The organism is Streptomyces caelestis (assembly GCF_001279005.1).
In the GTDB taxonomy this organism is placed as follows: Bacteria; Actinomycetota; Actinomycetes; order Streptomycetales; family Streptomycetaceae; genus Streptomyces; species Streptomyces heliomycini.
Genome location: NZ_LGCN01000029.1, coordinates 126,544 through 149,304, shown reverse-complemented (window position 1 = coordinate 149,304; position 22,761 = coordinate 126,544). Strand labels below are relative to the sequence as shown.

25 protein-coding genes, 1 tRNA gene and 1 pseudogene are annotated in these 22,761 nt (G+C 70.6%); 19 read left to right on the top strand and 8 right to left on the bottom strand.

Features of this window, described 5'->3' with window-relative positions; translation table 11 throughout:
• The first annotated feature begins 69 nt into the window (after positions 1–69).
• The 3 genes from ADK41_RS04220 to ADK41_RS04210 all read left to right on the top strand — a co-directional run bounded on the left by ADK41_RS04220 (position 70) and on the right by ADK41_RS04210 (position 3,806).
• Positions 70–1,485 (top strand): FAD-binding oxidoreductase, encoded by a 1,416-nt coding sequence (locus tag ADK41_RS04220; RefSeq protein WP_030825448.1) that lies wholly within the window; start codon positions 70–72, stop codon positions 1,483–1,485.
• A 115-nt stretch (positions 1,486–1,600) separates the two neighbouring features.
• Positions 1,601–3,037 (top strand): RDD family protein, encoded by a 1,437-nt coding sequence (locus ADK41_RS04215; protein ID WP_030825445.1) that lies wholly within the window; start codon positions 1,601–1,603, stop codon positions 3,035–3,037.
• 82 nt (positions 3,038–3,119) lie between these two features.
• The gene (locus ADK41_RS04210) at positions 3,120–3,806 is read left to right on the top strand and encodes an RDD family protein (protein WP_030825442.1); all 687 of its coding nucleotides are present in this window, start codon (positions 3,120–3,122) and stop codon (positions 3,804–3,806) included.
• A 44-nt stretch (positions 3,807–3,850) separates the two neighbouring features.
• On the opposite strand, the gene ADK41_RS04205 is transcribed toward ADK41_RS04210, so the two are convergent.
• Positions 3,851–4,147: a hypothetical protein gene (locus ADK41_RS04205; RefSeq protein WP_030825439.1), complete on the bottom strand. Its 297-nt coding sequence runs from the start codon at positions 4,145–4,147 to the stop codon at positions 3,851–3,853.
• Positions 4,148–4,535: 388 nt separating this feature from the next.
• On the opposite strand from ADK41_RS04205, the gene ADK41_RS04200 reads away from it, so the two are divergent.
• Both ADK41_RS04200 and ADK41_RS04195 read left to right on the top strand, forming a co-directional pair.
• Positions 4,536–6,893 carry an immune inhibitor A domain-containing protein gene (locus ADK41_RS04200; RefSeq protein ID WP_030825437.1) on the top strand — a complete coding sequence of 786 codons (2,358 nt, stop codon included), beginning with the start codon at positions 4,536–4,538 and terminating at the stop codon, positions 6,891–6,893.
• 122 nt (positions 6,894–7,015) lie between these two features.
• Positions 7,016–7,342, top strand: coding sequence for a hypothetical protein (locus tag ADK41_RS04195; protein WP_030825435.1), 327 nt, complete (start codon positions 7,016–7,018; stop codon positions 7,340–7,342).
• 102 nt (positions 7,343–7,444) lie between these two features.
• Here the strand turns inward: ADK41_RS04195 and ADK41_RS04190 are convergent, their stop codons facing one another.
• Both ADK41_RS04190 and ADK41_RS04185 read right to left on the bottom strand, forming a co-directional pair.
• Positions 7,445–8,038: an isochorismatase family protein gene (locus tag ADK41_RS04190; RefSeq protein WP_030825432.1), complete on the bottom strand. Its 594-nt coding sequence runs from the start codon at positions 8,036–8,038 to the stop codon at positions 7,445–7,447.
• Positions 8,039–8,201: 163 nt separating this feature from the next.
• On the bottom strand, positions 8,202–9,548 hold the full coding sequence (locus tag ADK41_RS04185) for a nicotinate phosphoribosyltransferase (RefSeq protein ID WP_030825429.1): 1,347 nt from the start codon (positions 9,546–9,548) through the stop codon (positions 8,202–8,204).
• 97 nt (positions 9,549–9,645) lie between these two features.
• Here ADK41_RS04185 and clpS point away from each other — a divergent pair, with 97 nt between their 5' ends.
• From clpS to ADK41_RS04155, 7 genes are all read left to right on the top strand, one after another.
• Positions 9,646–9,963: an ATP-dependent Clp protease adapter ClpS gene (clpS, locus tag ADK41_RS04180; protein WP_030825426.1), complete on the top strand. Its 318-nt coding sequence runs from the start codon at positions 9,646–9,648 to the stop codon at positions 9,961–9,963.
• Between the two features lie 56 nt (positions 9,964–10,019).
• Complete coding sequence (locus tag ADK41_RS04175) at positions 10,020–10,622, top strand: DUF2017 domain-containing protein (protein WP_030825423.1); 603 nt, start codon at positions 10,020–10,022, stop codon at positions 10,620–10,622.
• Between the two features lie 383 nt (positions 10,623–11,005).
• Positions 11,006–12,430 (top strand): amino acid permease, encoded by a 1,425-nt coding sequence (locus ADK41_RS04170; protein WP_030825420.1) that lies wholly within the window; start codon positions 11,006–11,008, stop codon positions 12,428–12,430.
• A gap of 134 nt (positions 12,431–12,564) precedes the next feature.
• Complete coding sequence (locus tag ADK41_RS04165) at positions 12,565–12,987, top strand: Mov34/MPN/PAD-1 family protein (protein WP_030825417.1); 423 nt, start codon at positions 12,565–12,567, stop codon at positions 12,985–12,987.
• A 98-nt stretch (positions 12,988–13,085) separates the two neighbouring features.
• Positions 13,086–13,181, top strand: a complete 96-nt coding sequence (locus tag ADK41_RS44030) for a putative leader peptide (protein WP_324604888.1) — start codon at positions 13,086–13,088, stop codon at positions 13,179–13,181.
• A gap of 101 nt (positions 13,182–13,282) precedes the next feature.
• Positions 13,283–13,561: a MoaD/ThiS family protein gene (locus ADK41_RS04160; RefSeq protein WP_030825414.1), complete on the top strand. Its 279-nt coding sequence runs from the start codon at positions 13,283–13,285 to the stop codon at positions 13,559–13,561.
• Between the two features lie 6 nt (positions 13,562–13,567).
• Positions 13,568–14,518, top strand: a complete 951-nt coding sequence (locus tag ADK41_RS04155; RefSeq protein ID WP_030825411.1) for a PLP-dependent cysteine synthase family protein — start codon at positions 13,568–13,570, stop codon at positions 14,516–14,518.
• Between the two features lie 79 nt (positions 14,519–14,597).
• Here ADK41_RS04155 and ADK41_RS41985 read toward each other — a convergent pair.
• Positions 14,598–14,702: pseudogene (locus tag ADK41_RS41985) on the bottom strand (type II toxin-antitoxin system PemK/MazF family toxin); the annotation flags it as partial.
• A gap of 201 nt (positions 14,703–14,903) precedes the next feature.
• Between ADK41_RS41985 and ADK41_RS04150 the strand changes: the two are divergent.
• On the top strand, positions 14,904–15,656 hold the full coding sequence (locus tag ADK41_RS04150; protein WP_030825408.1) for an MBL fold metallo-hydrolase: 753 nt from the start codon (positions 14,904–14,906) through the stop codon (positions 15,654–15,656).
• A 119-nt stretch (positions 15,657–15,775) separates the two neighbouring features.
• On the opposite strand, the gene ADK41_RS04145 is transcribed toward ADK41_RS04150, so the two are convergent.
• Positions 15,776–17,038 (bottom strand): PTS transporter subunit EIIC, encoded by a 1,263-nt coding sequence (locus tag ADK41_RS04145; protein ID WP_030825405.1) that lies wholly within the window; start codon positions 17,036–17,038, stop codon positions 15,776–15,778.
• A gap of 277 nt (positions 17,039–17,315) precedes the next feature.
• Entirely contained in the window at positions 17,316–18,623 is a 1,308-nt protein-coding gene (locus tag ADK41_RS04140; protein ID WP_030825402.1) for a PTS transporter subunit EIIC, read from the bottom strand.
• A 199-nt stretch (positions 18,624–18,822) separates the two neighbouring features.
• Here ADK41_RS04140 and ADK41_RS04135 point away from each other — a divergent pair, with 199 nt between their 5' ends.
• From ADK41_RS04135 to rdgB, 4 genes are all read left to right on the top strand, one after another.
• Positions 18,823–19,056, top strand: a complete 234-nt coding sequence (locus tag ADK41_RS04135; protein ID WP_030825399.1) for a glucose PTS transporter subunit EIIB — start codon at positions 18,823–18,825, stop codon at positions 19,054–19,056.
• A 96-nt stretch (positions 19,057–19,152) separates the two neighbouring features.
• Positions 19,153–19,890 carry a ribonuclease PH gene (gene rph / locus ADK41_RS04130; protein ID WP_030825396.1) on the top strand — a complete coding sequence of 246 codons (738 nt, stop codon included), beginning with the start codon at positions 19,153–19,155 and terminating at the stop codon, positions 19,888–19,890.
• Positions 19,891–20,035: 145 nt separating this feature from the next.
• On the top strand, positions 20,036–20,434 hold the full coding sequence (locus tag ADK41_RS04125) for a hypothetical protein (RefSeq protein WP_030825393.1): 399 nt from the start codon (positions 20,036–20,038) through the stop codon (positions 20,432–20,434).
• Between the two features lie 34 nt (positions 20,435–20,468).
• Positions 20,469–21,071, top strand: coding sequence for an RdgB/HAM1 family non-canonical purine NTP pyrophosphatase (gene rdgB, locus ADK41_RS04120; protein WP_030825390.1), 603 nt, complete (start codon positions 20,469–20,471; stop codon positions 21,069–21,071).
• A 55-nt stretch (positions 21,072–21,126) separates the two neighbouring features.
• Here the strand turns inward: rdgB and ADK41_RS04115 are convergent.
• Both ADK41_RS04115 and bcp read right to left on the bottom strand, forming a co-directional pair.
• Positions 21,127–21,210 (bottom strand) — tRNA-Leu (locus tag ADK41_RS04115).
• Positions 21,211–21,364: 154 nt separating this feature from the next.
• On the bottom strand, positions 21,365–21,832 hold the full coding sequence (gene bcp / locus ADK41_RS04110) for a thioredoxin-dependent thiol peroxidase (protein WP_030825388.1): 468 nt from the start codon (positions 21,830–21,832) through the stop codon (positions 21,365–21,367).
• Between the two features lie 148 nt (positions 21,833–21,980).
• Between bcp and ADK41_RS04105 the strand changes: the two genes are divergently transcribed.
• Positions 21,981–22,310: a DUF3618 domain-containing protein gene (locus ADK41_RS04105; RefSeq protein WP_030825385.1), complete on the top strand. Its 330-nt coding sequence runs from the start codon at positions 21,981–21,983 to the stop codon at positions 22,308–22,310.
• A 105-nt stretch (positions 22,311–22,415) separates the two neighbouring features.
• A complete protein-coding gene (locus ADK41_RS04100) occupies positions 22,416–22,718 on the top strand; it encodes a GroES family chaperonin (RefSeq protein WP_380955277.1) in 303 nt (100 codons plus the stop codon).
• Positions 22,719–22,761: the final 43 nt, after the last annotated feature.

Below are 22,761 nucleotides of genomic sequence, written 5' to 3'. Positions count from 1 at the left end.
ATGATCACACTCCGGCGTGACGCGGCTGCCGTACACGGGGTTCACACCGATGGCCCCCGATGCCACGCTGTGATCATGAGCCGTATCGAAGCGCGACGCGATGAAGACACGGTGGCGGCCGGCCCCCTCGTCGACCGGCTGCTCGGCGGCCTGCCCCCCGAGGCCGTCCTCACCGACCCCGACGTCACGGCCTCCTACGCCCACGACATGGCGAGCTTCTGCCCGGCCGGCCGCCCCGCGGTGGTGGTCCTGCCGCGCACGGTCGACCAGGTCCGGCACGTCATGCGCACCGCCACCGAACTGCGCGTCCCCGTCGTCCCGCAGGGCGCCCGCACCGGTCTGTCCGGCGCCGCCAACGCCACCGACGGCTGCGTCGTGCTCTCCCTGACGAAGATGGACCGCATCCTGGAGATCAGCCCGGTCGACCGGATCGCCGTCGTCGAACCCGGCGTCGTCAACGCCGCGCTCTCCCGCGCGGTCGGCGAGCACGGCCTGTACTACCCGCCCGACCCCTCCAGCTGGGAGACGTGCACCATCGGCGGCAACATCGGCACCGCGTCGGGCGGGCTGTGCTGCGTGAAGTACGGGGTGACGGCCGACTACGTCCTCGGCCTCGACGTGGTCCTCGCCGACGGCCGCCTGATGTCCACCGGCCGCCGCACCGCCAAGGGCGTCGCCGGGTACGACCTGACCCGCCTGTTCGTCGGCTCCGAGGGCTCCCTCGGCATCGTCGTCCGCGCGGTCCTCGCCCTGCGGCCCAAGCCGCCCGGGCAGCTGGTGCTGGCCGCCGAGTTCTCCTCCTCCGCCGCCGCCTGCGACGCGGTGTGCCGCGTCATGGCCGGCGGCCACGTCCCCTCCCTCCTCGAACTCATGGACCGTACGACCGTCAAGGCCGTCAACGACATGGCCCGCATGGGCCTTCCGGAGTCCACCGAGGCCCTGCTGCTGGCCGCCTTCGACACCACCGACCCGGCCGCCGACCTCGCCGCCGTCGGCGCGCTGTGCGAGGAGGCGGGCGCCACCCGGGTCGTGCCGGCCGAGGACGCCGCCGAGTCCGAACTGCTGCTCCAGGCACGGCGGATGTCCCTGGTCGCGCTCGAAGCGGTCAAGGGCACGACGATGATCGACGACGTGTGCGTGCCCCGCTCGAAGCTCGGCGAGTTCGTCGACGGCGTCGAGCGGATCTCCGAGAAGCACCGGCTCACCATCGGCGTCGTCTCCCACGCCGGCGACGGCAACACCCACCCGACGGTCTGCTTCGACGCCACGGACCCCGAGGAGTCCCGGCGGGCCCGCGAGTCCTTCGACGAGATCATGGCGCTCGGCCTGGAACTCGGCGGCACCATCACCGGCGAACACGGGGTCGGCGTGCTGAAGAAGGAGTGGCTGGCGCGCGAGATCGGCCCCGTGGGACTGGAGATGCAGCGGGCCGTCAAGCAGGTCTTCGACCCGCTGGGCATTCTCAACCCGAGCAAGCTTTTCTGAACGAGAAGGCGCCCGAAAGGAGTGGGGTCCGGCCGGACGGGCGGTCAGGTCCCCGCTCGTCTGGTAGATGTGGTTCCCCCCGACCCACCCCATCGAGCAGATACGGGACGACGGAATGAGTGCCCCAACCCCGGCCCCCGGCGACGACAGGCCCCGCGAAGGGTACTACCCGGACCCGTCCATTCCCGGATACGTCCGGTACTGGAACGGCGCCTCCTGGGTGCCCGGCACGAGCCGCCCGGCGCCCAAGGACGGCGAGCCGCCCGCGCCACCGCCCGGCGCGGGCCCGGCGCGGCCCTCCGTCGAGGAGACCGGACCGCACTTCTTCGACGAGGACCCGGTCGGGGAGCCGTTCCCGGACGGGTCCCCCCACAGCAGCCGGCCCGAGCCCGCCTCGGCGTGGGGCGCCGACCGCTCCCACCAGACGGGCTTCGGCGGCGACCCCGACCGCAAGGTGTCCTGGGGCGCCGACCCGAGGACACCGCACACGGCCTCGCCGTCCGCACCATCCGTACCCGCCGCGTCCTCCGCGCCGGAGACCGGGTCCGCGGGCGCGGGCGTCCCGGACGGGCAGGCCGCGGCCGGCTCGGGCGACACCTTCGTGTTCCGCGGGCAGGCGAAGCCGCGACGGGGGACCGGGGCCCCCGACGGGGAGCCCGCGGACGAGGGCACGATGACGTTCCGCGCCGTCACCCCGCGCACGGGACAGGGCCCCGTGGGACAGCAGAAGGGCCCCGCCGCCCCCGGACGGCCCGGGTTCGGGGCAGGGAAGGCCGCGGCCGACCGTGCCGCCGCCGCTGCCGCCACGGCGCCGTCCGGACCCCGGCAGGCCACCGCCCCGGCCGTGCCCCCGCAGACCGCGGGCGCGGCGGGGACGGGCCACGTGGCGGGCGCGGTTCCCCAGCCCGCCGCTGCCGTCTCCGCGCCCCTGACGAGCGGCGCCGGCGGGGGCCAGTCCTCCTGGGCGCAGCAGGTGCACCGGCTGGCCGGCGGCGAGGAGCCGCCCGTCGCGCCCTGGAAGCCGCCGGTCGAGGACGTGTTCCAGGCCGCCGCCCGGCGCCAGGCCGCGGCCCGTCCCGCCGCGCTCGGCAGACGGCTGGCCGCCCGGCTGCTGGACACCGTCGTCCTCGGCGCCGTCACCGCCGTGGCCGCCGTGCCGCTCGGCATCGAGGCCGTGGACCACATCGACGCGAAGATCGACGCGGCCAGGCTGTCCGGCGAGACCGTCACCGTCTGGCTGCTCGACGGCACCACCTCCGTCCACCTCGGCATCGTCCTCGCCGTCCTCCTCCTCGCCGGTGTCCTCCTCGAGGTGCTGCCGACCGCCAAGTGGGGCCGCACCCTGGGCAAGAAGCTGCTGGGCGTCGAGGTGCGGGACATCGAGGGGCACGAGGCGCCGTCCTTCGGCGCGGCCCTGCGCCGCTGGCTGGTCTACAGCGTGCCCGGACTGCTCGTCGTCGGGGTCGTCGGCGTCCTGTGGTGCCTGTTCGACAAGCCCTGGCGCCAGTGCTGGCACGACAAGGCCGCGCACACGTTCGTCGCCGCCGGCTGAGCCCGCGTCACCCGTACCGCCGCTACTCCGGACGGCCGCTCGCCGGATGCGGGGCCGGAGGGTTCACGATCGACTCGGGGGCATGACCACCGAACCGCCCCCCGGCCCCGGTCAGCAGCCGCCGGACGACGACCCGTTCAAGAAGCACCCCCCGCCGGGCGGCCCCGAGACCCCGGGGCCGGGCTCCCCGTACGACACCCCCGGCGGCCCGCCCCCGCCCCCCGAAGGCGGTGGCGGGCCCTACGGCGGTGGTGGCGGTGGTCCCTACGGCGGCGGAGGTCCCTACGGAGGCGCTTCCGGCCCTTCCGACCCCCTCGCCGGCATGCCCCCGCTCGCCGACAGCGGCAGGCGCACGCTGGCCCGCATCATCGACATGATCCTCGTCGGCATCGTCGTCTGGCTGTTCACCTGGCCGTTCGGGATCAGCGAGTACAGCGTCGACGGCGACCGCGTCAACGTCGGCAACTCCTTCGGGCAGTCCCTCGTCGCCGCGGTCCTCTACATCGCCTACGACACCTTCCTGACCGCCCGAGGCGGCCAGACCCTGGGCAAGAAGTGGCTGCGCATGCGGGTGGCCGACCTCGCCGACGGCTCCACCCCCTCCGTGCAGACCGCGTTCGTCCGCGCCCTCGTGCTGTGGCTGCCGTTCGCGTTCTGCTGCGCCTGCCTGTGGACCGCGATCGCGGGCGGCTGGAGCTTCTTCGACCGGCCCTACAAGCAGGGCCTGCACGACAAGGCGGCCAAGACCGTGGTGGTCGGCACCGGATGAGACGGCCGCCGCTCAGGACGCCGCCCGCTCAGGACATCGCCCGTTCAGGACGCCGCGCGCTCCCGCACCGGCTCGCGGGCCGGAGGGGCGGCGGCCCGTACCGGCTCCGGGGCCACGGACCGCTCCGCCCCGGCGGGCCGTCCCACCGCGACGGGGCGCCGGGGCGCCGGGCGCGGCACCGTCATGGCCACCAGCAGTCCGAGGGCGAGCGCCGAGACGGCGACGAACGTGACGTCCACGGCCGAACTCGCGCCGGACAACAGCAGCATGGCGAGCGTCGACAAGATCACGGTGCATGAACCGTAGGCGAGCTGAGCGACAGTCGGACGGGGCATGGCCATCGTGTCCTCGGGAGTCGGGGGCTGTCCGCCTGGCTTTCCACCGGTTCGGGTCGGTTTTGCCAGACGACTCTCACCGCGAGCGTGCCCGAGGGGAACGGACGGTAAGCGTGACCTGACCGACAGGGCCGGTGCACAGGGGGCGCACGGATTCATGGCGTCCCTCACCGGGACGGTTGTGCGCGCCCGCAGGTTTCGCACGGATGTGTCCGGTAAGCGAACCCGGACTCCGCATAGTGCCATTGATCTGTTCAAGTCAAGGTCTATTTTTTCTGGCGAACCTCTAGTCAAATGTCGTCACTTGACTACACGCGTTGATCACGTGCGTGCGGGACCTTCCACAGACGGAACCTCCTTCGGCCGCGCGCACGCACGCGGGAGGGGATCTCAAGTGACCAGTAGAACCTGGACGTCCAGAGCGGCCGCGATAGGCGTGGCACTCGCGGCGGTCACCGCCACCTGCTCTGCGTTCACCGTGGCCCAGGCCGACTCGGCTGACAAGGCCGACCGTGCCGGCGCCGTGGACCGGCACGACCCGGCGGCGCACAACCACGTCGAGCACGACCTCGAGGGGCCGCTCTCCAAGACGCAGGAGGCCCAGCGCGAGGAAGCCCTCAACCAGGTCATATCCGGTAAGGCATCGGTCAAGAACCGTGATGGTTCGAAGGTCGTCCAGCTCAAGAGCAAGAAGGGCGACAGCAAGTACGTAGAGCTCGGCCGCGAGAAGACCGACAAGATCTTCACGATCCTGGTCGAGTTCGGCGACAAGGTCGACAGCCGCTACGGCGGCGAGGCCGGCCCGCTGCACAACCGGATAGCCAAGCCGGACCGCAAGAAGGACAACTCCACGGCCTGGCAGGAGGACTACGACCAGCAGCACTTCGAGGACCTGTACTTCGGGTCCGGCAAGGGCGTCGACTCGGTCAAGACCTACTACGAGAAGCAGTCCTCCGGCCGCTACTCGGTCGAGGGCGAGGTCTCCGACTGGGTCAAGGTCCCGTACAACGAGGCCCGTTACGGCAACAACGCCTGCGGCGACACCAACTGCCCCAGCGTCTGGAACGTCGTCAGCGACGGCCTGAACGCCTACGTCGCCCAGCAGAAGGCGGCCGGCCGCACCGACGCCCAGATCAAGGCGGACGTGGCCCGGTTCGACGAGTGGGACCGCTACGACTTCGACGGCGACGGCGACTTCAACGAGCCCGACGGCTACATCGACCACTTCCAGATCGTGCACGCCGGCGAGGACGAGTCCGCGGGCGGCGGCGCCCAGGGCACCGACGCGATCTGGGCCCACCGCTGGTACGCCTTCGGCACCGACGCCGGCGCCACCGGCCCCGAGCAGAACAAGCTCGGCGGCACCCAGATCGGCGACACCGGCATCTGGGTCGGCGACTACACCGTCCAGCCGGAGAACGGCGGACTGGGCGTCTTCGCCCACGAGTACGGTCACGACCTCGGTCTGCCGGACCTCTACGACACCGCGGGCGGCGAGAACTCCACCGGCTTCTGGACGCTGATGTCCTCCGGTTCCTGGCTCGGCACCGGGAAGAAGGAGATCGGCGACCTGCCCGGCGACATGACCGCCTGGGACAAGCTCCAGCTCGGCTGGCTGAACTACGACACCGCCAAGGCGGGCGTCAACTCCTGGCACAAGCTGGGCGTCGCCGAGTACAACACCAAGAACAAGCAGGCGCTGGTCGTCACGCTGCCGAAGAAGGCCGTGACCACCGAGGTCATCCAGCCGTCCGAGGGCCGGACCCAGTGGTGGAGCGGCAGCGGTGACGACCTCAGGAACACGCTGTCCCGTTCGGTCGACCTGACCGGCACGTCGTCCGCCGAGCTCACCTTCGACGGCTGGTACGACATCGAGGCCAACTACGACTACCTCTACACCGAGGTGTCCACCGACGGCGGCGCCAACTGGACCGCGGTCGACGGCACGGTCGACGGCCTGCCGATCCCGCGCGACGGCAGCGACAAGCCCGCCCTGCACGGCACGATCGACGGCTACAAGAAGTTCGCGTACTCCCTGGACGCCTACGCCGGCCAGAAGGTCGACCTGCGCTTCCGCTACCAGACCGACGGCGGCGTGGCCCAGAAGGGCTTCACGGCCGACGCGATCGCGGTGACGGCCGACGGCGCCACGGTCTTCTCGGACGACGTCGAGACCGCCGACGCCGCCTGGAAGGCCACCGGCTTCTCCCGCATCGGCGCGTCCTTCACCAAGGAGTACGCGCAGTACTACATCGCCGAGAACCGCCAGTACGTGTCGTACGACAAGACCCTCGAGGTCGGCCCGTACAACTTCGGCTTCACGGCCCGCCCGGACTGGGTCGAGCACTACGCGTACCAGAACGGCCTGCTGATCTGGAAGTGGGACACCTCCCAGGCGGACAACAACACCAGCCAGCACCCGGGCACCGGTCTGGTCCTCCCGGTCGACTCGCACCCGACCGCGCTGAAGTGGTCCGACGGCACGCTGATGCGCAACCGCATCCAGACCTACGACGCGACGTTCAGCAAGTACCGCACCGACGGCATGACGCTGCACAAGGCGGACGTGGCGACGTGGATCCCGTCGTCGAAGGGCGTGTCGGTCTTCAACGACCGCACGAACACCTACTACGACGAGGCGAACAAGACCGGCGGCGTCAAGATCACTGACACCAACACGAAGATCAAGATCCTCAAGGAGGCCAAGAACGGCTCGACGATCGAGCTCGAGGTCGGCCCCGCAGGTAGGTAAATAGCATCTTCGCAGGTCAACACATGATCGGCGGCGACCCCCTGGCGGGTCACCGCCGATCCGTGTTTAGGTGCCTCCTGTGACTCGCTTATTGACACCGGCTGACACGGGGGTATGACCGCATGGCCGCAGGAGGTTTCTGCAAGCTGCCGAACGGCACGGTGGTGGTGGCGCTGAACCTGCCCAGCCCCGCCGCCGACGCACCGGCCGGAGTCCGCGTCCTCGTCCACGCCCAGAACCGCGCACGAGCCCTGACCAGGCTCCGCAACCTGGGCCTGCGGGCGATCTACCTCCGGGGCAACGCCGCCCCGCCCACCCCCGACGAGGTCACGGCGGTCCTCCACCACCCCGACGGCCTCATATGGCGCACCAACCCCGACACCACCGCCCTGACGGTGGAACTCTGGCGCCCCATAAGAGCCCTCCTCGGACCCCCTACGAGGGCGTGACCGCGGGCAATCACACCTGCTGCCTCCGCCGCTGCGGGCAGTCGCGCCTCCCCCCCCGCCCGAGCGCAGCCGAGGGCGGGGAAGGGTGCCCCCGGCGCGGGGCTACTGCACGACCGGCTTCCCCGACAGCTCCACCCCCGCCGAGCGCAGCTCCTCCAGCGCACGCTCGGTGGTCTCCGCCGCCACCCCCGCGGTGAGATCGAGCAGCACCTGGGTGCGGAACCCCTCCCGCGCCGCGTCCAGCGCGGTCGCCCGCACGCAGTGGTCCGTGGCGATCCCCACCACGTCCACCTCCTCGACCTCCCGCTCCCGCAGCCACTCCGCCAGCGGCGTCCCGTTCTCGTCGGCCCCCTCGAACCCGCTGTAGGCCGCCGAGTACGCCCCCTTGTCGAACACGGCGTCGACCGCGCCCGACGTCACCGCGGGGGCGAAGTTCGGGTGGAACCCGACGCCCTCCGTCCCGGCGACGCAGTGCGCGGGCCAGGACCGTACGTAGTCGGGGTTGTCGGCGAAGTGCCCGCCGGGCGCGATGTGGTGGTCGCGGGTGGCCACCACGTGCCGGTAGCCGCCGGCCGAGGCGGCCTGGCCGATCAGCTCGGTGATGGCGGCGGCCACGTCCGCGCCACCGGCCACGGCGAGGCTGCCCCCCTCACAGAAGTCGTTCTGCACGTCGACGACGATCAGTGCGCGGCGCATGGTCGGTGTCCTTCGACTATGGGGTCGGATGAGGGGTGGGCCCGGCCGGGTGAACCTCCGAGCCTAGGCAATGACGGACGACGCGGACAGGGGCGCGGCAGGGCGGGCGGAAGCCCCCGCCCGCGCACCGGGAGCCCTCGCCCGCGTACGAGGGGGCACGTTCTCAGCTACCCGACGGCCCGTGCGCGTACTCCGTCGGGAGGACGGGTTCCCCGCGGGAGAGCTGGGTGGCGGACAGCGGCAGGCCCGCGCGGGCCGCCGCGTGCCGGTCGCGGACCACGTCCAGCGGCTCCCGGGCGACCACCTCGCCGCCCTCGACCAGCTTCACCAGGAGCTGCCGGTCGGCCAGGTCGCCCGGCACCTCGCCGGTGCCGATCACCTCGGCCTCGGCGACGCCGTGCCCGTCCAGCCGCCGCGCGGCCCACTTGCGGCCGCCGACGGAGGTCTTGCCGCCGGTGGACTTCTTCGCCACCGGCACCAGCGGCGCCTTCGGGTCGGCTGACTCCGCGCGGGCGACCAGCTTGTACACCATGGAGGCCGTCGGGTGCCCCGAGCCGGTCACCAGCTGGGTGCCCACCCCGTACGCGTCCACGGGCGCCGCCGCCAGCGAGGCGATGGCGTACTCGTCCAGGTCCGAGGTCACGACGATCTTCGTGCCGGTGGCGCCCAGCTCGTCCAGCTGCTGCCGCACCCGGTGCGCCACCAGCAGCAGGTCCCCGGAGTCGATGCGCACGGCGCCCAGTTCCGGCCCGGCGACCTCCACGGCCGTACGGACCGCCTCGGCCACGTCGTAGGTGTCCACCAGCAGCGTGGTGCCGCTGCCGAGGGAGTCCACCTGGGCCCGGAAGGCGTCCCGCTCGCTGTCGTGCAGCAGGGTGAAGGCGTGGGCGGAGGTGCCCACGGTGGGGATGTTGTAGCGGAAGCCGGCCGCCAGGTCGGAGGTGGTGGCGAAGCCGCCGACGTACGCGGCCCGGGCGGCGGCCACCGCCGACAGTTCGTGGGTGCGCCGGGCGCCCATCTCGATCAGCGGCCGGTCCCCGGCGGCGGACGACATCCGGGAGGCCGCGGCGGCGATCGCCGAGTCGTGGTTGAGGATCGACAGGATCACCGTCTCGAGCAGCACGCACTCCGCGAAGCTGCCCTCCACCCGCATGATCGGCGAGCCCGGGAAGTACACCTCGCCCTCGGGGTAGCCCCAGATGTCACCGGAGAAGCGGTAGCCGGCCAGCCAGTCCAGGGTCTCCTCGTCGACGATGTCCCTCTCGCGCAGGAACCGCAGGACACCCGGGTCGAAACGGAAGTTCTCCACCGCGTCCAGCACCCGCCCGGTGCCGGCCACCACGCCGTAGCGGCGGCCGTCGGGCAGGCGCCGGGTGAAGACCTCGAACACGCTGCGCCGCCCGGCCGTGCCGGCCTTCAGCGCGGCCCGCAGCATCGTCAGCTCGTACTGGTCAGTGAAGAGCGCCGTCGACGGGACATCCACCGGCAGCCCAAGGTCCGCTGTGTTCATGCCGAGGATGCTACCCCCATTTCGTCAGTTTGACGATTTCAGTCCGCGCACCGGAACAGCGGGCCGGTTTGTGCGACCACCCCCCTGCGGTGGCAGCATGGGCTGTGTGACGTCACCCGCACCCCTGGAGATCGAACGCACCGAGTCGGCGGAGGAGGTCTTCGCCGTACCCGAGCCCGACGTCCCGTGGGTCACCATCGTCCACAACGACCCGGTCAACCTCATGAGCTACGTGACGTACGTCTTCCAGTCGTACTTCGGCTACAGCAAGGACAAGGCCACCAAGCTCATGCTCGACGTCCACCACAAGGGCCGGGCGGTCGTCTCCAGCGGTTCCCGTGAGGAGATGGAGCGCGACGTCCAGGCCATGCACGGCTACGGACTGTGGGCCACCCTCCAGCACGACCGGAAGTGACCGAGCCGGACATGACCCGCCCCCGCCCGCAGGACCGGAAGTAGCGAATCGCCGCCATGCCAGGAACCTTCGAACCGCTCCCCGGCGGCGGCGCGGCCGTCGCCCTCGACGACGTCGAGATCTCCATCATCCGGTCGCTGGCCGTGCAGTTGATGGAGCTCATCGGCCCCGGCCCCGCCGAGGACGCCTCCGCCGACCCGTTCGCCGGCCTCTTCGACGAGGGGCCGAGCGAGCCCCCCTCCGACCCCGTGCTGCGCCGCCTCTTCCCGGACGCCTACGTGGACCCCGAGGGCGCCCCGCGGGCCGAGGAGGCCGAGGAGCAGCGGGCCCACTCCGCGGAGTTCCGCCGCTACACCGAGAACGACCTGCGGGCCGGCAAGCGCGACAACGCCCTCGCGGTGATCCGCTCCCTGGACGGGCTCCTCCCGGCCGGCGAGGACGCCGCGGTGCTGGAACTGTCGCCGGACGAGTCCCGCCAGTGGCTCGGCGCCCTCAACGACCTGCGCCTGGCGATCGGCTCCCGGCTGGAGATCAGCGACGAGGACGACGGCGACCTCCTCTTCCACCTCCCCGCCGAGGACCCGCGCAAGCCGATGGTGATGGCGTACCTGTGGCTCGGCGGACTCCAGGAGGCCCTGGTCGCCACCCTCATGCCGTGAAGCCATGACGTGCATGCCGTGAATCCGTACGGAAAGTCCGGAGAAGTCCGCTGACGTGTTCGCTCAGCGGACACTCAAATCCGGGTAAGGATCACGTCAAAGAGCCCGCCGTCTATGGGCTCTTCAGGTGCCTTTCGTCCACTTATATCTGTGGAGCGCGCCACACACCGCCCGTGTGATCAGTATGGCGGCCGTGATAGATCTTCACGTCCGCCCGGCGAACACCACCCGTATGTTCCGCCGGGTGCGCCACCGAGCCGGCGACCGCCGGCCAGGCACGGGCGGACTCCCAGAGCCCGCCCAGCTCCATCAGTCCGGGGGGATCGAGACCCGATCCGCGGCCGACAGCGGCCCGGGTCGGCATGGAGAAAGGCGCACCACACATGGCCTCACCGCAGGTCGACACGGAGTCCGTCCCCGGAGAGGGGTACGAGCGCGGTCTCAACAGCCGCCAGGTCCAGATGATCGCGATCGGCGGCGCCATCGGCGTCGGGCTCTTCCTGGGAGCCGGGGCGAACATCGCCAAGGCCGGCCCCAGCCTGATCGTCATGTACGCCCTCGCCGGCGTCATCATCTTCTTCATCATGCGGGCCCTCGGCGAGCTCCTGCTCTACCGCCCCGTCTCGGGCTCGTTCGCCGAGTACTCGCGCGAGTTCCTCGGCCCGTTCTTCGGCTACTTCACCGGCTGGACCTACTGGCTGATGTGGGTGGTCACCGGCATGGCCGAGCTGACCGCCGCCGCCATCTACATCAACTTCTGGTTCCCGGCGATCCCGCAGTGGACGTCGGCCCTGGTCTTCCTGGTCATCCTGTTCGGCGCCAACCTGATCTCGGTGAAGCTGTTCGGCGAGATCGAGTTCTGGTTCTCCATGGTCAAGGTCACCGCCATCATCGGCATGATCGTGATCGGCCTCGGCGTGCTCACCCTCGGCTTCAGCCAGGCCGGCGACACCGCCGCCGTCTCCAACCTGTGGGCCTTCGACGGCTTCTTCCCCAAGGGCATCGGCTCGTCCCTGATGACCCTGCAGGGCGTCATGTTCGCCTACCTCGCCGTCGAACTCGTCGGCGTCACCGCCGGCGAGTCCGAGAACCCCGAGAAGACCCTCCCCCGGGCGATCAACACCCTGCCCTGGCGCATCGCCCTGTTCTACGTCGGCGCGCTCACCGTCATCCTGTGCGTGGTCAAGTGGACCGAGTTCTCCGACGGGGTCAGCCCCTTCGTGAAGGCGTTCGCGGTCATCGGCATCCCGGCCGGCGCCGGCATCGTCAACTTCGTCGTCCTCACCGCCGCCCTGTCCTCCTGCAACTCCGGCATGTACTCCACCGGCCGCATGCTGCGCAACCTCGCCGACAACGGCGAGGCCCCGCAGGTCTTCAAGCGGCTGTCGTCCACCAAGACCCCGGCGCTCGGCATCGCCACCTCCGTGTTCTTCATGGGCATCGGCGTCGTCCTGAACTACACCGTCCCGGAGAAGGCCTTCGGCTACGTCACCTCCGTCGCCACCGCCGCCGGCATCTGGACGTGGCTGATGATCCTCGTCAGCCACGTCCTCTACCGCCGCCGGGTCGTCACGGGCCGGCTGCCCGCCTCGTCCTTCCCGGCGCCCGGCGGCTCGGTCTGCTCCTACATCGCCATCGCGTTCCTGCTCTTCGTCACCGTCCTCATCGCGATCGACGCGGACGCCAGGATCTGCCTGTACGTGATGGCCGGCTGGGCCGCCGCCCTCGGCATCGGCTGGGCGGTCCTCAAGAGCCGCAACCCGCAGGTCACCCGGCGCGACGAAGGCCGGTTCGAGAAGGTGGGCTGACCTCCGCCCGGGCCGCCGGGCCGCGGGGTGCACGCGTGGCGCACCCCGCGCCCCTGCGCTCCAGGCGTCCGGCATACGGGCCGCTCCGTACCACCCCTCGGTACGCAACGGCCCGTCTGCTTATCCTGAGCCCCATGCTGACCATCACCCAGGCCCTGTACGACCGGATCGTCGCCCACGCCCGCGAGGACCACCCCGACGAGGCGTGCGGCGTGGTGGCGGGCCCGGTGGGCGCCGGCCGCCCCGAGCGCTTCATCCCCATGCTGAACGCGGCCCGCTCGCCCACCTTCTACGAGTTCGACTCCCAGGACCTGCTGAAGCTCTACCGGGAGATGGACGACCGGGACGAGGAGCCGGTGGTCATCTACCACTCCCACACCGCCACCGAGGCCTACCCCTCCCGCACCGACATCTCCTACGCCAACGAGCCCGGCGCCCACTACGTCCTGGTCTCCACCGCCGACACCGACGGCGCCGGCGACTTCCAGTTCCGCTCCTTCCGCATCGTGGAGGGCGAGGTCACCGAGGAGCAGGTCGAGGTCGTCGAGGCCTACTGACCCGGCGCACAGGACCCGGTCCCGCATCGCGGAAGGAAGGTGTCCGAAGCATGAGATCACATTCCAAGGACCGGTCCGGGAATCGATACGATGCCCCCATGGTTCTCCATGACGTGAGCGAAACAGCGCCGGGCGCCCTGCTCGTGGCGCGGCTGCACGTCGACCTGTGCAGGCTGAACAGCGCCATCTGTTGATCCTCCGCCTCCGCCGTGGGCCGTGAGCCGCGGCGAACCGCCGCGCGCCCCCGCACACCCTCTCGCACCACGACAGACACTTCCGACAGGAGCCCTCAGCCATGGCCATCGAGGTCCGCATCCCGACCATCCTCCGCCAGTACACCGACGGTCAGAAGGCGGTGGAGGGCACCGGGGACACCCTCGCCGAGCTCCTCAACGACCTCGAGACCCGGCACCCGGGCATCCACGCCCGCATCGTGGACGGCGAGCAGCTGCGCCGCTTCGTCAACGTCTACCTCAACGACGAGGACGTCCGCTTCCTGGACGGCATCAACACCAAGCTGTCCGACGGCGACAACGTCACGATCCTGCCGGCCGTCGCCGGCGGTATGGCCTGACCGGCGATGCGGTACGACTCCCCGCTGGCCGCGGTGGGCAACACCCCCCTGGTGCGCCTGCCGCGGCTGTCGCCGTCCGCCGACGTCCGGATCTGGGCGAAGCTCGAGGACCGCAACCCCACCGGCTCGATCAAGGACCGCCCCGCCCTGTTCATGATCGAACAGGCGGAGAAGGACGGCCGCCTCACCCCGGGCTGCACCATCCTCGAGCCGACCAGCGGCAACACCGGCATCTCGCTGGCCATGGCCGCCAAGCTCAAGGGCTACCGCATGGTGTGCGTGATGCCCGAGAACACCTCGCAGGAACGCCGTGACCTGCTCGGCATGTGGGGCGCGGAGATCATCTCCTCCCCGGCCGCCGGCGGCTCCAACACCGCCGTGCGCGTCGCCAAGGAACTCTCCGCCGAGCACCCCGACTGGGTGATGCTCTACCAGTACGGCAACCCGGACAACGCCGGCGCCCACTACGCGACCACCGGCCCCGAGATCCTCGCCGACCTGCCGTCCCTCACCCACTTCGTGGCCGGCCTCGGCACCACCGGCACCCTCATGGGCGTCGGACGCTACCTGCGCGAGCACAAGCCCGACGTCAGGATCGTCGCCGCCGAACCGCGCTACGACGACCTCGTCTACGGGCTGCGCAACCTCGACGAGGGCTTCGTCCCCGAGCTGTACGACGCCTCCGTGCTCACCACCCGCTTCTCCGTCGGCTCCGCCGACGCCGTCACCCGCACCCGCGAACTCCTCCAGCAGGAGGGCATCTTCGCCGGCGTCTCCACCGGCGCCGCCCTGCACGCGGCGATCGGCGTGGCGAACAAGGCGCTCAAGGCCGGCGAGAGCGCCGACGTCGTCTTCGTCGTCGCCGACGGCGGCTGGAAGTACCTGTCGACCGGCGTCTACACCGCCGCGACGACGGAAGAAGCCATCGACACCCTCCAGGGACAGCTCTGGGCGTGACGCACCACGCGCGACGAGGGGGCCGGAGACGCTGCTCTCCGGCCCCTCACGCGTTCCCGGAGCCGTCCCGCCCGCCGCCCCGCCGCCTCCGGGACCGGTGCCCCCGCCCCCACCCGTCGACGAGCGCGGCGACGAGCGCGAGCAGTACCACCGCGGCGAGCGCGAGCCACCAGGCCGTGTCCATGCCCCGACCGTACCGGCGCACACCACCGCCGCGCGCCCCTCCCGGCCACGGCACGCCCCCCTTCCAGCCGAACCGGTGACACCACAGGTGAGTTCGCCCACAACGGCCCCTGGCGGAGGAGCGACCACAGGTTTCGCGCCTTACGCTCGACGCACCGCACGACCCCCGTCTCTCCACACCGCCAGCGGAGGTTTCTGCTTCATGAAGCTCACCGTCGTCGGCTGCTCGGGGTCGTTCCCGTCCGCGGAATCGGCCTGCTCGAGCTACCTCGTCGAGGCCGACGGCTTCCGGCTGCTCCTCGACATGGGCAACGGCGCCCTGGGCGAGCTGCAGCGCCACTGCGGTCTCTACGACCTCGACGCGATCTTCCTCAGCCACCTGCACGCCGACCACTGCATCGACATGTGCGCCTACTTCGTGGCGCGCTACTACCGGCACGACGGCGGCCGCTGCGCCCCCCTGCCGGTCTACGGACCCGAGGGCACCGAGCACCGGCTCACCACCGCCTACGCCGACACCCCCTCGGCCTCCTCCATGAGCGAGGTCTTCGACTTCCACACGGTCAAGCCGTCCACCTTCGAGATCGGCCCGTTCCTCGTCCACACCGAGCGCGTCGCGCACCCGGTCGAGGCGTACGGCATCCGCATCGAACACGGCGGCAGGACACTGACGTACTCCGGCGACACGGGCGTGAGCCCCGCGCTCGACGACCTCGCCCGCGACGCCGACCTCTTCCTGTGCGAGGCCGCCTTCACGCACGGCAAGGAGAACATCCCCGACCTGCACCTCAACGGCCGCGAGGCGGGTGAGACGGCGGCCCGGGCCGGCGCCCGCCGCCTGATCCTCACCCACATCCCCCCGTGGACCGACCCCCGGATCAACCTCGCCGACGCCCGCACGGTCTACGACGGCCCGGTGGGCCTGGCGGCGCCCGGGGCGACGTACGAGATCTGAGGCGGGGACCATCGGCCCGGTCCGGCCGCCCCGGTACGTCCGCACGGCGCGTGCGCGACGAGGCGCGGACAGCGCGAGGGCCCGGCCGATCCGGCCGGGCCCTCGCGTGGGTCAGCGGGTTACTTCGCCTCCGCCTTCCGCAGTTCCGCCAGTTCCTCGTCCGACTCCCGGCCGGGCGTCGGCAGGTCGAACCTGGTGATGGCGAAGCGGAAGACCGCGTAGTAGACCGCCGCGAAGCACAGGCCCACCAGGGCCAGGCCCCACGGGTTGCTGGCGATGCCGAGGTTGAGGAAGAAGTCGACCGCGCCGGCGGAGAAGCCGAAGCCGTCCTTCATGCCCAGGGCCCACGTCAGCGCCATGGACACACCGGTCAGCACCGCGTGGATGGCGTAGAGCACCGGCGCGATGAACATGAAGGTGAACTCGATCGGCTCGGTGACGCCGGTCACGAACGAGGTGAGCGCGAGGGAGAACATCATGCCGCCGACGACCTTGCGGCGCTCGGGCCGGGCGCAGTGCACGATGGCCAGACAGGCTGCCGGCAGGGCGAACATCATGATCGGGAAGAAGCCGGTCATGAACTGGCCGGCGGTCGGGTCGCCGGCCAGGAAGCGCGCGATGTCACCGCTCTTGCCCTCGTACTCGCCCGCCTGGAACCACGGGAAGGAGTTCAGCAGGTGGTGCATGCCGATCGGGATGAGAGCGCGGTTGGCCACACCGAAGATGCCGGCGCCGACGGCGCCCGAGCCCACCAGCCACTCGCCGAAGTTGTGCAGGAGAGTGCCGAGGACCGGCCAGATGTAACCGAAGACGACGCCGATCACCAGACCGGCGAAGGCCGACAGGATCGGCACCAGGCGGCGGCCGCCGAAGAAACCGGCCCAGTCCGGGAGCTTCGTGCGGTAGAAGCGCTGGTAGAGCAGCGCCACCACGATGCCCATCACCACACCGCCGAGGACCTTGGCGTCCACCGGCGCGTCCACCATCACGACCTTGCCGTCGACGACCGTGGCCACCTGGGGGAGGTTCTCGTCGGTGAAGGTGGCCAGCACGTTCTTGAAGACCAGGTAGCCGACGACCGCCGCGAGAGCGGTCGAACCGTCCGACTTCTTCGCGAAGCCGATCGCGATGCCCACGGCGAACAGCAGCGCCATGTTGTCGAGGATCGCGTTGCCGCCGGCCGCCATGAAGCCGGCGATCTTGGTGATGAAGGCGGGGAACGACTCGCGTCCCAGCATGTCCTCGTTGCCGAGGCGCACCAGCAGCGCCGCCGCGGGCAGCACCGCGACCGGCAGCATGAGGCTGCGGCCGATGCGCTGCAGGACGGCCATCGCGCCGGCGCCCTTCTTCTTGTCGGCGGTTGCCGTGCTCGCCGTGGTCATCGTCTTCCTCCAGTGGGCAAGGCGCCGCCAGGGGACACAATGAGGACGGCGGCGTCCCGAACGCGCGGCGGGTGGTCCGCGCGCAGGTCTACACCACTCAGTGGTGTAGACCTGTTGTAGCACGATGAAGGGCGCACAAGGAACCCGCGATTCCCGCTACCGCCGGGCCACGCACCGTACCCGCCCGGCCCCCGGCGGAGCCCGCCGACGAGCGCGCCGAAAAGCCCCCGGACCACACGGTCCGAGGGCTCGAACAGCCACCCACCACCCTAAGAGGTCACGCCTTCGACGCGTCCTCCACCTCCTCCTCCGGCTCCCGCCCCGGAGTCCCCAGACCGAACCGCGTGATCGCGAACCGGAACACCACGTAGTACACCACCGCGAAGCACAACCCGATCGGAACGATCGCCCACGGCCGCGTCGCCAGATTCCAGTTGATCACGTAGTCGATGAGCCCCGCCGAGAAGCTGAACCCGTCCTTCACCCCCAGACCCCACGTCACCGCCATCGACACCCCCGTCAGCACCGCGTGGACCGCGTACAGCGCCGGCGCGACGAACAGGAACGAGTACTCCAGCGGCTCGGTGATGCCGGTCACGAACGACGTCAGCCCCACCGACAGCATCAACCCGCCCACCTCCTTGCGCCGGTGCGGCCTCGCGCAGTGCGTGATCGCCAGCCCGGCGGCCGGCAACGCGAACATCATGATCGGGAAGAAACCCGTGGTGAACTGACCCGCGGTCGGATCACCCGCCAGGAACATGTTGACGTCACCGTGCACCACCGTCCCGTCCGGCTTGGTGTAACCGCCGAACTGGAACCACATCGGCACGTTCAGGAACTGGTGCAGGCCGATCACCAGCAACGCCCGGTTGGCCACACCGAACACGCCCGACCCCCACGCGCCCAGACCGCTCAGCCAGTCGCTGAAACCCTCCAGCCCCTCACCGACCGGCGGCCACACCCACAGACACAGCGCCGCGAACACGATCGCCACGAACGCCATGACGATCGGCACCAGCCGCCGCCCGTTGAAGAACCCCAGCCAGTCCACCAGCTTCGTCCGGTGGAATCGCTGCCAGAAGTACGCCGCCGTCAACCCGATCACGATGCCCCCGAACACCCCCGGATTCTGGTACGTGAACGCCGTCACCGACCCGTCGGCCACCCGGCAGCCCACCATCGGCACCGCCCTCGACCCCTCCGGACAGTCCTCCGGGAACTGACGCAGCACGTTGTAGTAGACGAGGAACCCCGCCACCGCCGCCAACGCCGTCGACCCGTCCGCCTTCTTCGCCATCCCGATGGCCACACCCACACAGAACAGCAGCGGCAACCCCAGCGAACCGTCCAGCAGCGCACCCCCCGCGCCCACCATCACCCGGGAGACGTCCGTCCAGCCCAGACCCTCGTCCCCGAACACATCCGGCTGCCCCAGCCGGTTCAGGATGCCCGCCGCCGGCAGCACCGCGATCGGCAACTGCAGACTCCGCCCCATCTTCTGCAAACCCTGGAACAAACGGTTCCAGCGCTCACGCCCGACAGGGACCCCGCCCCCGGCCCCGGCGGCACTCCCGGCACTCATCCGGTCCCCTCCCTGAAGGACGGTCTGGCGAAGCGGCGACGGCGGGTTTGGCGGCAGTCCACCCGGTGGTGTAGACCAGTCGGGCAAGGCGGTCCCACCCTCGTGACGCCATCCTTCGGCACCCACGACAGGACCGCTCGCAAAGATGGGCCAACTGTGGGTTACTGCGACAAAGCGGTTCGGATCAGGGAGAACGGACATGGCCACCAAGGCTGAGAAGATCGTTGCCGGGCTCGGCGGCATCGACAACATCGAAGAGGTCGAAGGCTGCATCACCCGCCTCCGCACCGAAGTCGTCGACCCCGCCAAGGTCGACGAAACCGCCCTCAAGGCCGCCGGCGCCCACGGCGTCGTCAAGATGGGCAGCGCCATCCAGGTCGTCATCGGCACCGACGCCGACCCCCTCGCCGCCGAAATCGAAGACATGATGTGAGCCGCAGCCACACACCAGGAGCCCCTTCCCCTCACGGGAGGGGCTCCTTCCACATGTGGCGCTTCCGCACACACCGCTGACGTTAGGCTCGACGCCATGTCTCGAATCGACGGCCGCACCCCCGAACAACTCCGCCCGGTCACCATCGAACGCGGCTGGAGCAAGCACGCCGAAGGCTCCGTCCTCGTCTCCTTCGGCGACACCAAAGTCCTCTGCACCGCCTCCGTCACCGAAGGCGTCCCCCGCTGGCGCAAAGGCAGCGGCGAGGGCTGGGTCACCGCCGAATACGCGATGCTGCCCCGCGCCACGAACACCCGCGGCGACCGCGAATCCGTCCGCGGCCGCATCGGCGGCCGCACCCACGAGATCAGCCGCCTCATCGGCCGCTCCCTGCGCGCCGTCATCGACTACAAAGCCCTCGGCGAGAACACCATCGTCCTCGACTGCGACGTCCTCCAGGCCGACGGCGGCACCCGCACCGCCGCCATCACCGGCTCCTACGTCGCCCTCGCCGACGCCGTCGCCTGGGCCCAGGGCAGGAAACTCGTCAAGCCCGGCCGCAAACCCCTCACCGGCACCGTCAGCGCCGTCTCCGTCGGCATCGTCGCCGGCGTCCCCCTCCTCGACCTCCGCTACGAGGAAGACGTCAAAGCCGACACCGACATGAACGTCGTCTGCACCGGCGACGGCCGCTTCGTCGAAGTCCAGGGCACCGCCGAAGCCGAACCCTTCGCCCGCGACGAACTCAACACCCTCCTCGACCTCGCCGTCACCGGCTGCACCGAACTCGCCGCCGCCCAGCGCGCCGCACTCGACACCGTCCTCGAAAAGTAAAGGACACCCCAAGACACGTGGCCGACGCGGGCAACCGCGCCGGCCACCACCGCGTCTGAAGGAGTACGGGCGCACGGATCGACCCCGGGCGCCCGGCCAACGACCAGGGCCGCCCACCGGCCCGACCAAGGGGAGGGACCACTCCATGGCCGCGAGCCGCCGACGCCGCACCGCAACCGTCGCCACCACCCTGGCGGCCGTCGCGCTGACCGCCGGACTCACCACCGGCTGCGCCGCCGTCGACAAGGCACTGGACTGCGTCCAGACCGCCGACGCCATCGCCGACAGCGTCACCGACATGCAACAGGCCGTCGAGAACGCCGGCAACGACGTCACCCAACTCGAGGAATCCCTCGCCGCCATAGACAAGAACCTCACCGACATCGGCGACAAGACCGACAACGCCGACGTCGGCAAGGCCGTCGACGACCTCGAAAAGGCCGTCCAGAACGTCCGCACCTCCATCGAGAACGGCGACGAGACCCCCGACATCAGCCCCGTCACCGACGCGGCCGGCGAACTCACCAAGGTCTGCACACCGTGACCGGCGGCCGGACAGGGCCGGGATACTGGACCCCATGACCCGCCTGATCCTCGCCACCCGCAACGCCGGAAAGATCACCGAACTGCGCGCGATCCTCGCCGACGAGGGCCTGTCCCACGACCTCGTCGGCGCCGACGCCTACCCCGACGTCCCCGACGTCAAGGAAACCGGCGTCACCTTCGCCGAGAACGCCCTCCTCAAGGCCCACACCCTCGCCCGGGCCACCGGCCTCCCCGCCGTCGCCGACGACTCCGGCCTCTGCGTCGACGTCCTGAACGGCGCCCCCGGCATCTTCTCCGCCCGCTGGGCGGGCCGCCACGGCGACGACAAGGCCAACCTGGACCTCCTCCTCGCCCAGCTCGCCGACATCGCCGACGAACACCGGGGCGCCTACTTCGCCTGCGCGGCGGCCCTGGCACTCCCCGACGGCACGGAGCGCGTGGTCGAGGGCCACCTGATGGGCACCCTCCGCCACACCCCGGCGGGCGCCGGCGGCTTCGGCTACGACCCGATCCTCCAGCCGGAGGGCGAGACGCGCACGTGCGCGGAACTGACGCCGGAGGAGAAGAACGCGATCAGCCACCGCGGCAAGGCGTTCCGGGCCCTGGCACCGGTGGTGCGGGAGCTGCTGGGCTGAGAGGCATCTATACCAACGGCCTGCGCATCCTCCGTGGATTCGCAGGCCGTTCGTGTGCGGCGGAAGGGATTCGAACCCTCAAGCCCGATCAGGGGCCACAGATCCTAAGTCTGCTGCGTCGCCGTTGCGCCACCGCCGCTGGCGCCTGCCATCGTACCGGGAGCGTGCGCTGCCTTGTGCCCCCCTGTGGCGGTCACTGGTCGCCGTGTGACGGTCGGGGCACGGCAGCCGCAGCGGGCGCGAACGGCCCGTACCGGGAGTCCGGTACGGGCCGTTCCGTGGGCAGGGCGAACTCAGACGCCCAGGTCCTTGATGATCTTGGCGACGTGGCCCGTCGCGCGGACGTTGTAGAGGGCGCGTTCGACCTTGCCCTCCTCGTCGACGACGATCGTGGAGCGGATGACGCCCAGGTAGGTCCTGCCGTAGTTCTTCTTCTCGCCGAAGGCGCCGTACGCGTCGAGGACCTTCTTGTCGGGGTCGGCGAGGAGGGTGACCTTCAGGGACTCGGCCTCGCGGAACCTGGCGAGCTTCTCCGGCTTGTCCGGCGAGATGCCGATGACGTCGTAGCCCGCGCCGGCCAGCAGCTCCAGGTTGTCGGTGAAGTCGCAGGCCTGCTTGGTGCAGCCGGGGGTGAGGGCGGCCGGGTAGAAGTAGACGATGACCTTGCGGCCCTTGTGGTCGGCCAGGGACACCTCGTTGCCGTCGGCGTCGGGCAGGGTGAAGGCGGGGGCCTCGTCCCCGGGCTGGAGGCGGTCGCTCATCGTCTCTGGTCTCCTCGTGCGTGCGCGCTGCGTGGATCGGGTGCCGGGATCGAGGGTAACCGGGGGTCCTGACCGTGCGCGGCGGCGTGGAGCTGACAGACTGTCCGGCACAGGTACACGGTCATCAGTGGATTTCGGAGGCGGCACGGTGGCGGACACGGCGGACACCAGGACCCCGGCGCAGATCGAGGCGGACATCGAGCGCCGTCGTGCGGTGCTGGCCGAGACCCTGGACGAGATCGGTGTGCGGGTGCATCCGAAGACGATCGTGGGGGATGCCAAGGCCCGGGTCGTCTCGAACGTGGATCACACGCTGGGGCGGGCGTACGTCCGGGTGAACGGTGTGGTGAGCCAGGTCAAGGCGCAGTTCGTGGACGAGGAGGGCGCGCCTCGGCTGGAGCGGGTGGTTCCGGTGGCGGTGCTGGTGGTGGGGGTCGTGGGGCTGCTGGCCCTGGGGTCCCGTCGGCGCGGGCGCTGACCGTGCACCCGCCCGTCTTGGTTCGCGGCGATTGCAGGTAGGTTTCAGGACGTGAGCGCCAAGAGACACGAGCAGGGTTCCCAGGACGACAAGCTGCCCATCCGGATGTTGCACGATCGTGTGCTCGTGCGGCAGGAGACCGGTGAGGGCGAGCGGCGTTCGGGGGGTGGCATTCTGATTCCCGCGACGGCGGCGGTGGGTCGTCGGCTGGCCTGGGCCCAGGTGGTCGCGGTGGGGCAGAACGTGCGGACCGTGGAGCCGGGTGACCGGGTGTTGTTCGATCCGGAGGACCGGGCGGAGGTCGAGGTGCGGGGGACGGCGTACGTGTTGATGCGGGAGCGTGATCTGCACGCCGTGGCCGCGGACCGTTTCGAGGGTTCCGAGGATTCGACCGGGTTGTACCTGTAGTTCGTTGGTCGGGAAGGGCTGGTGACGGTGGTCACCGGCCCTT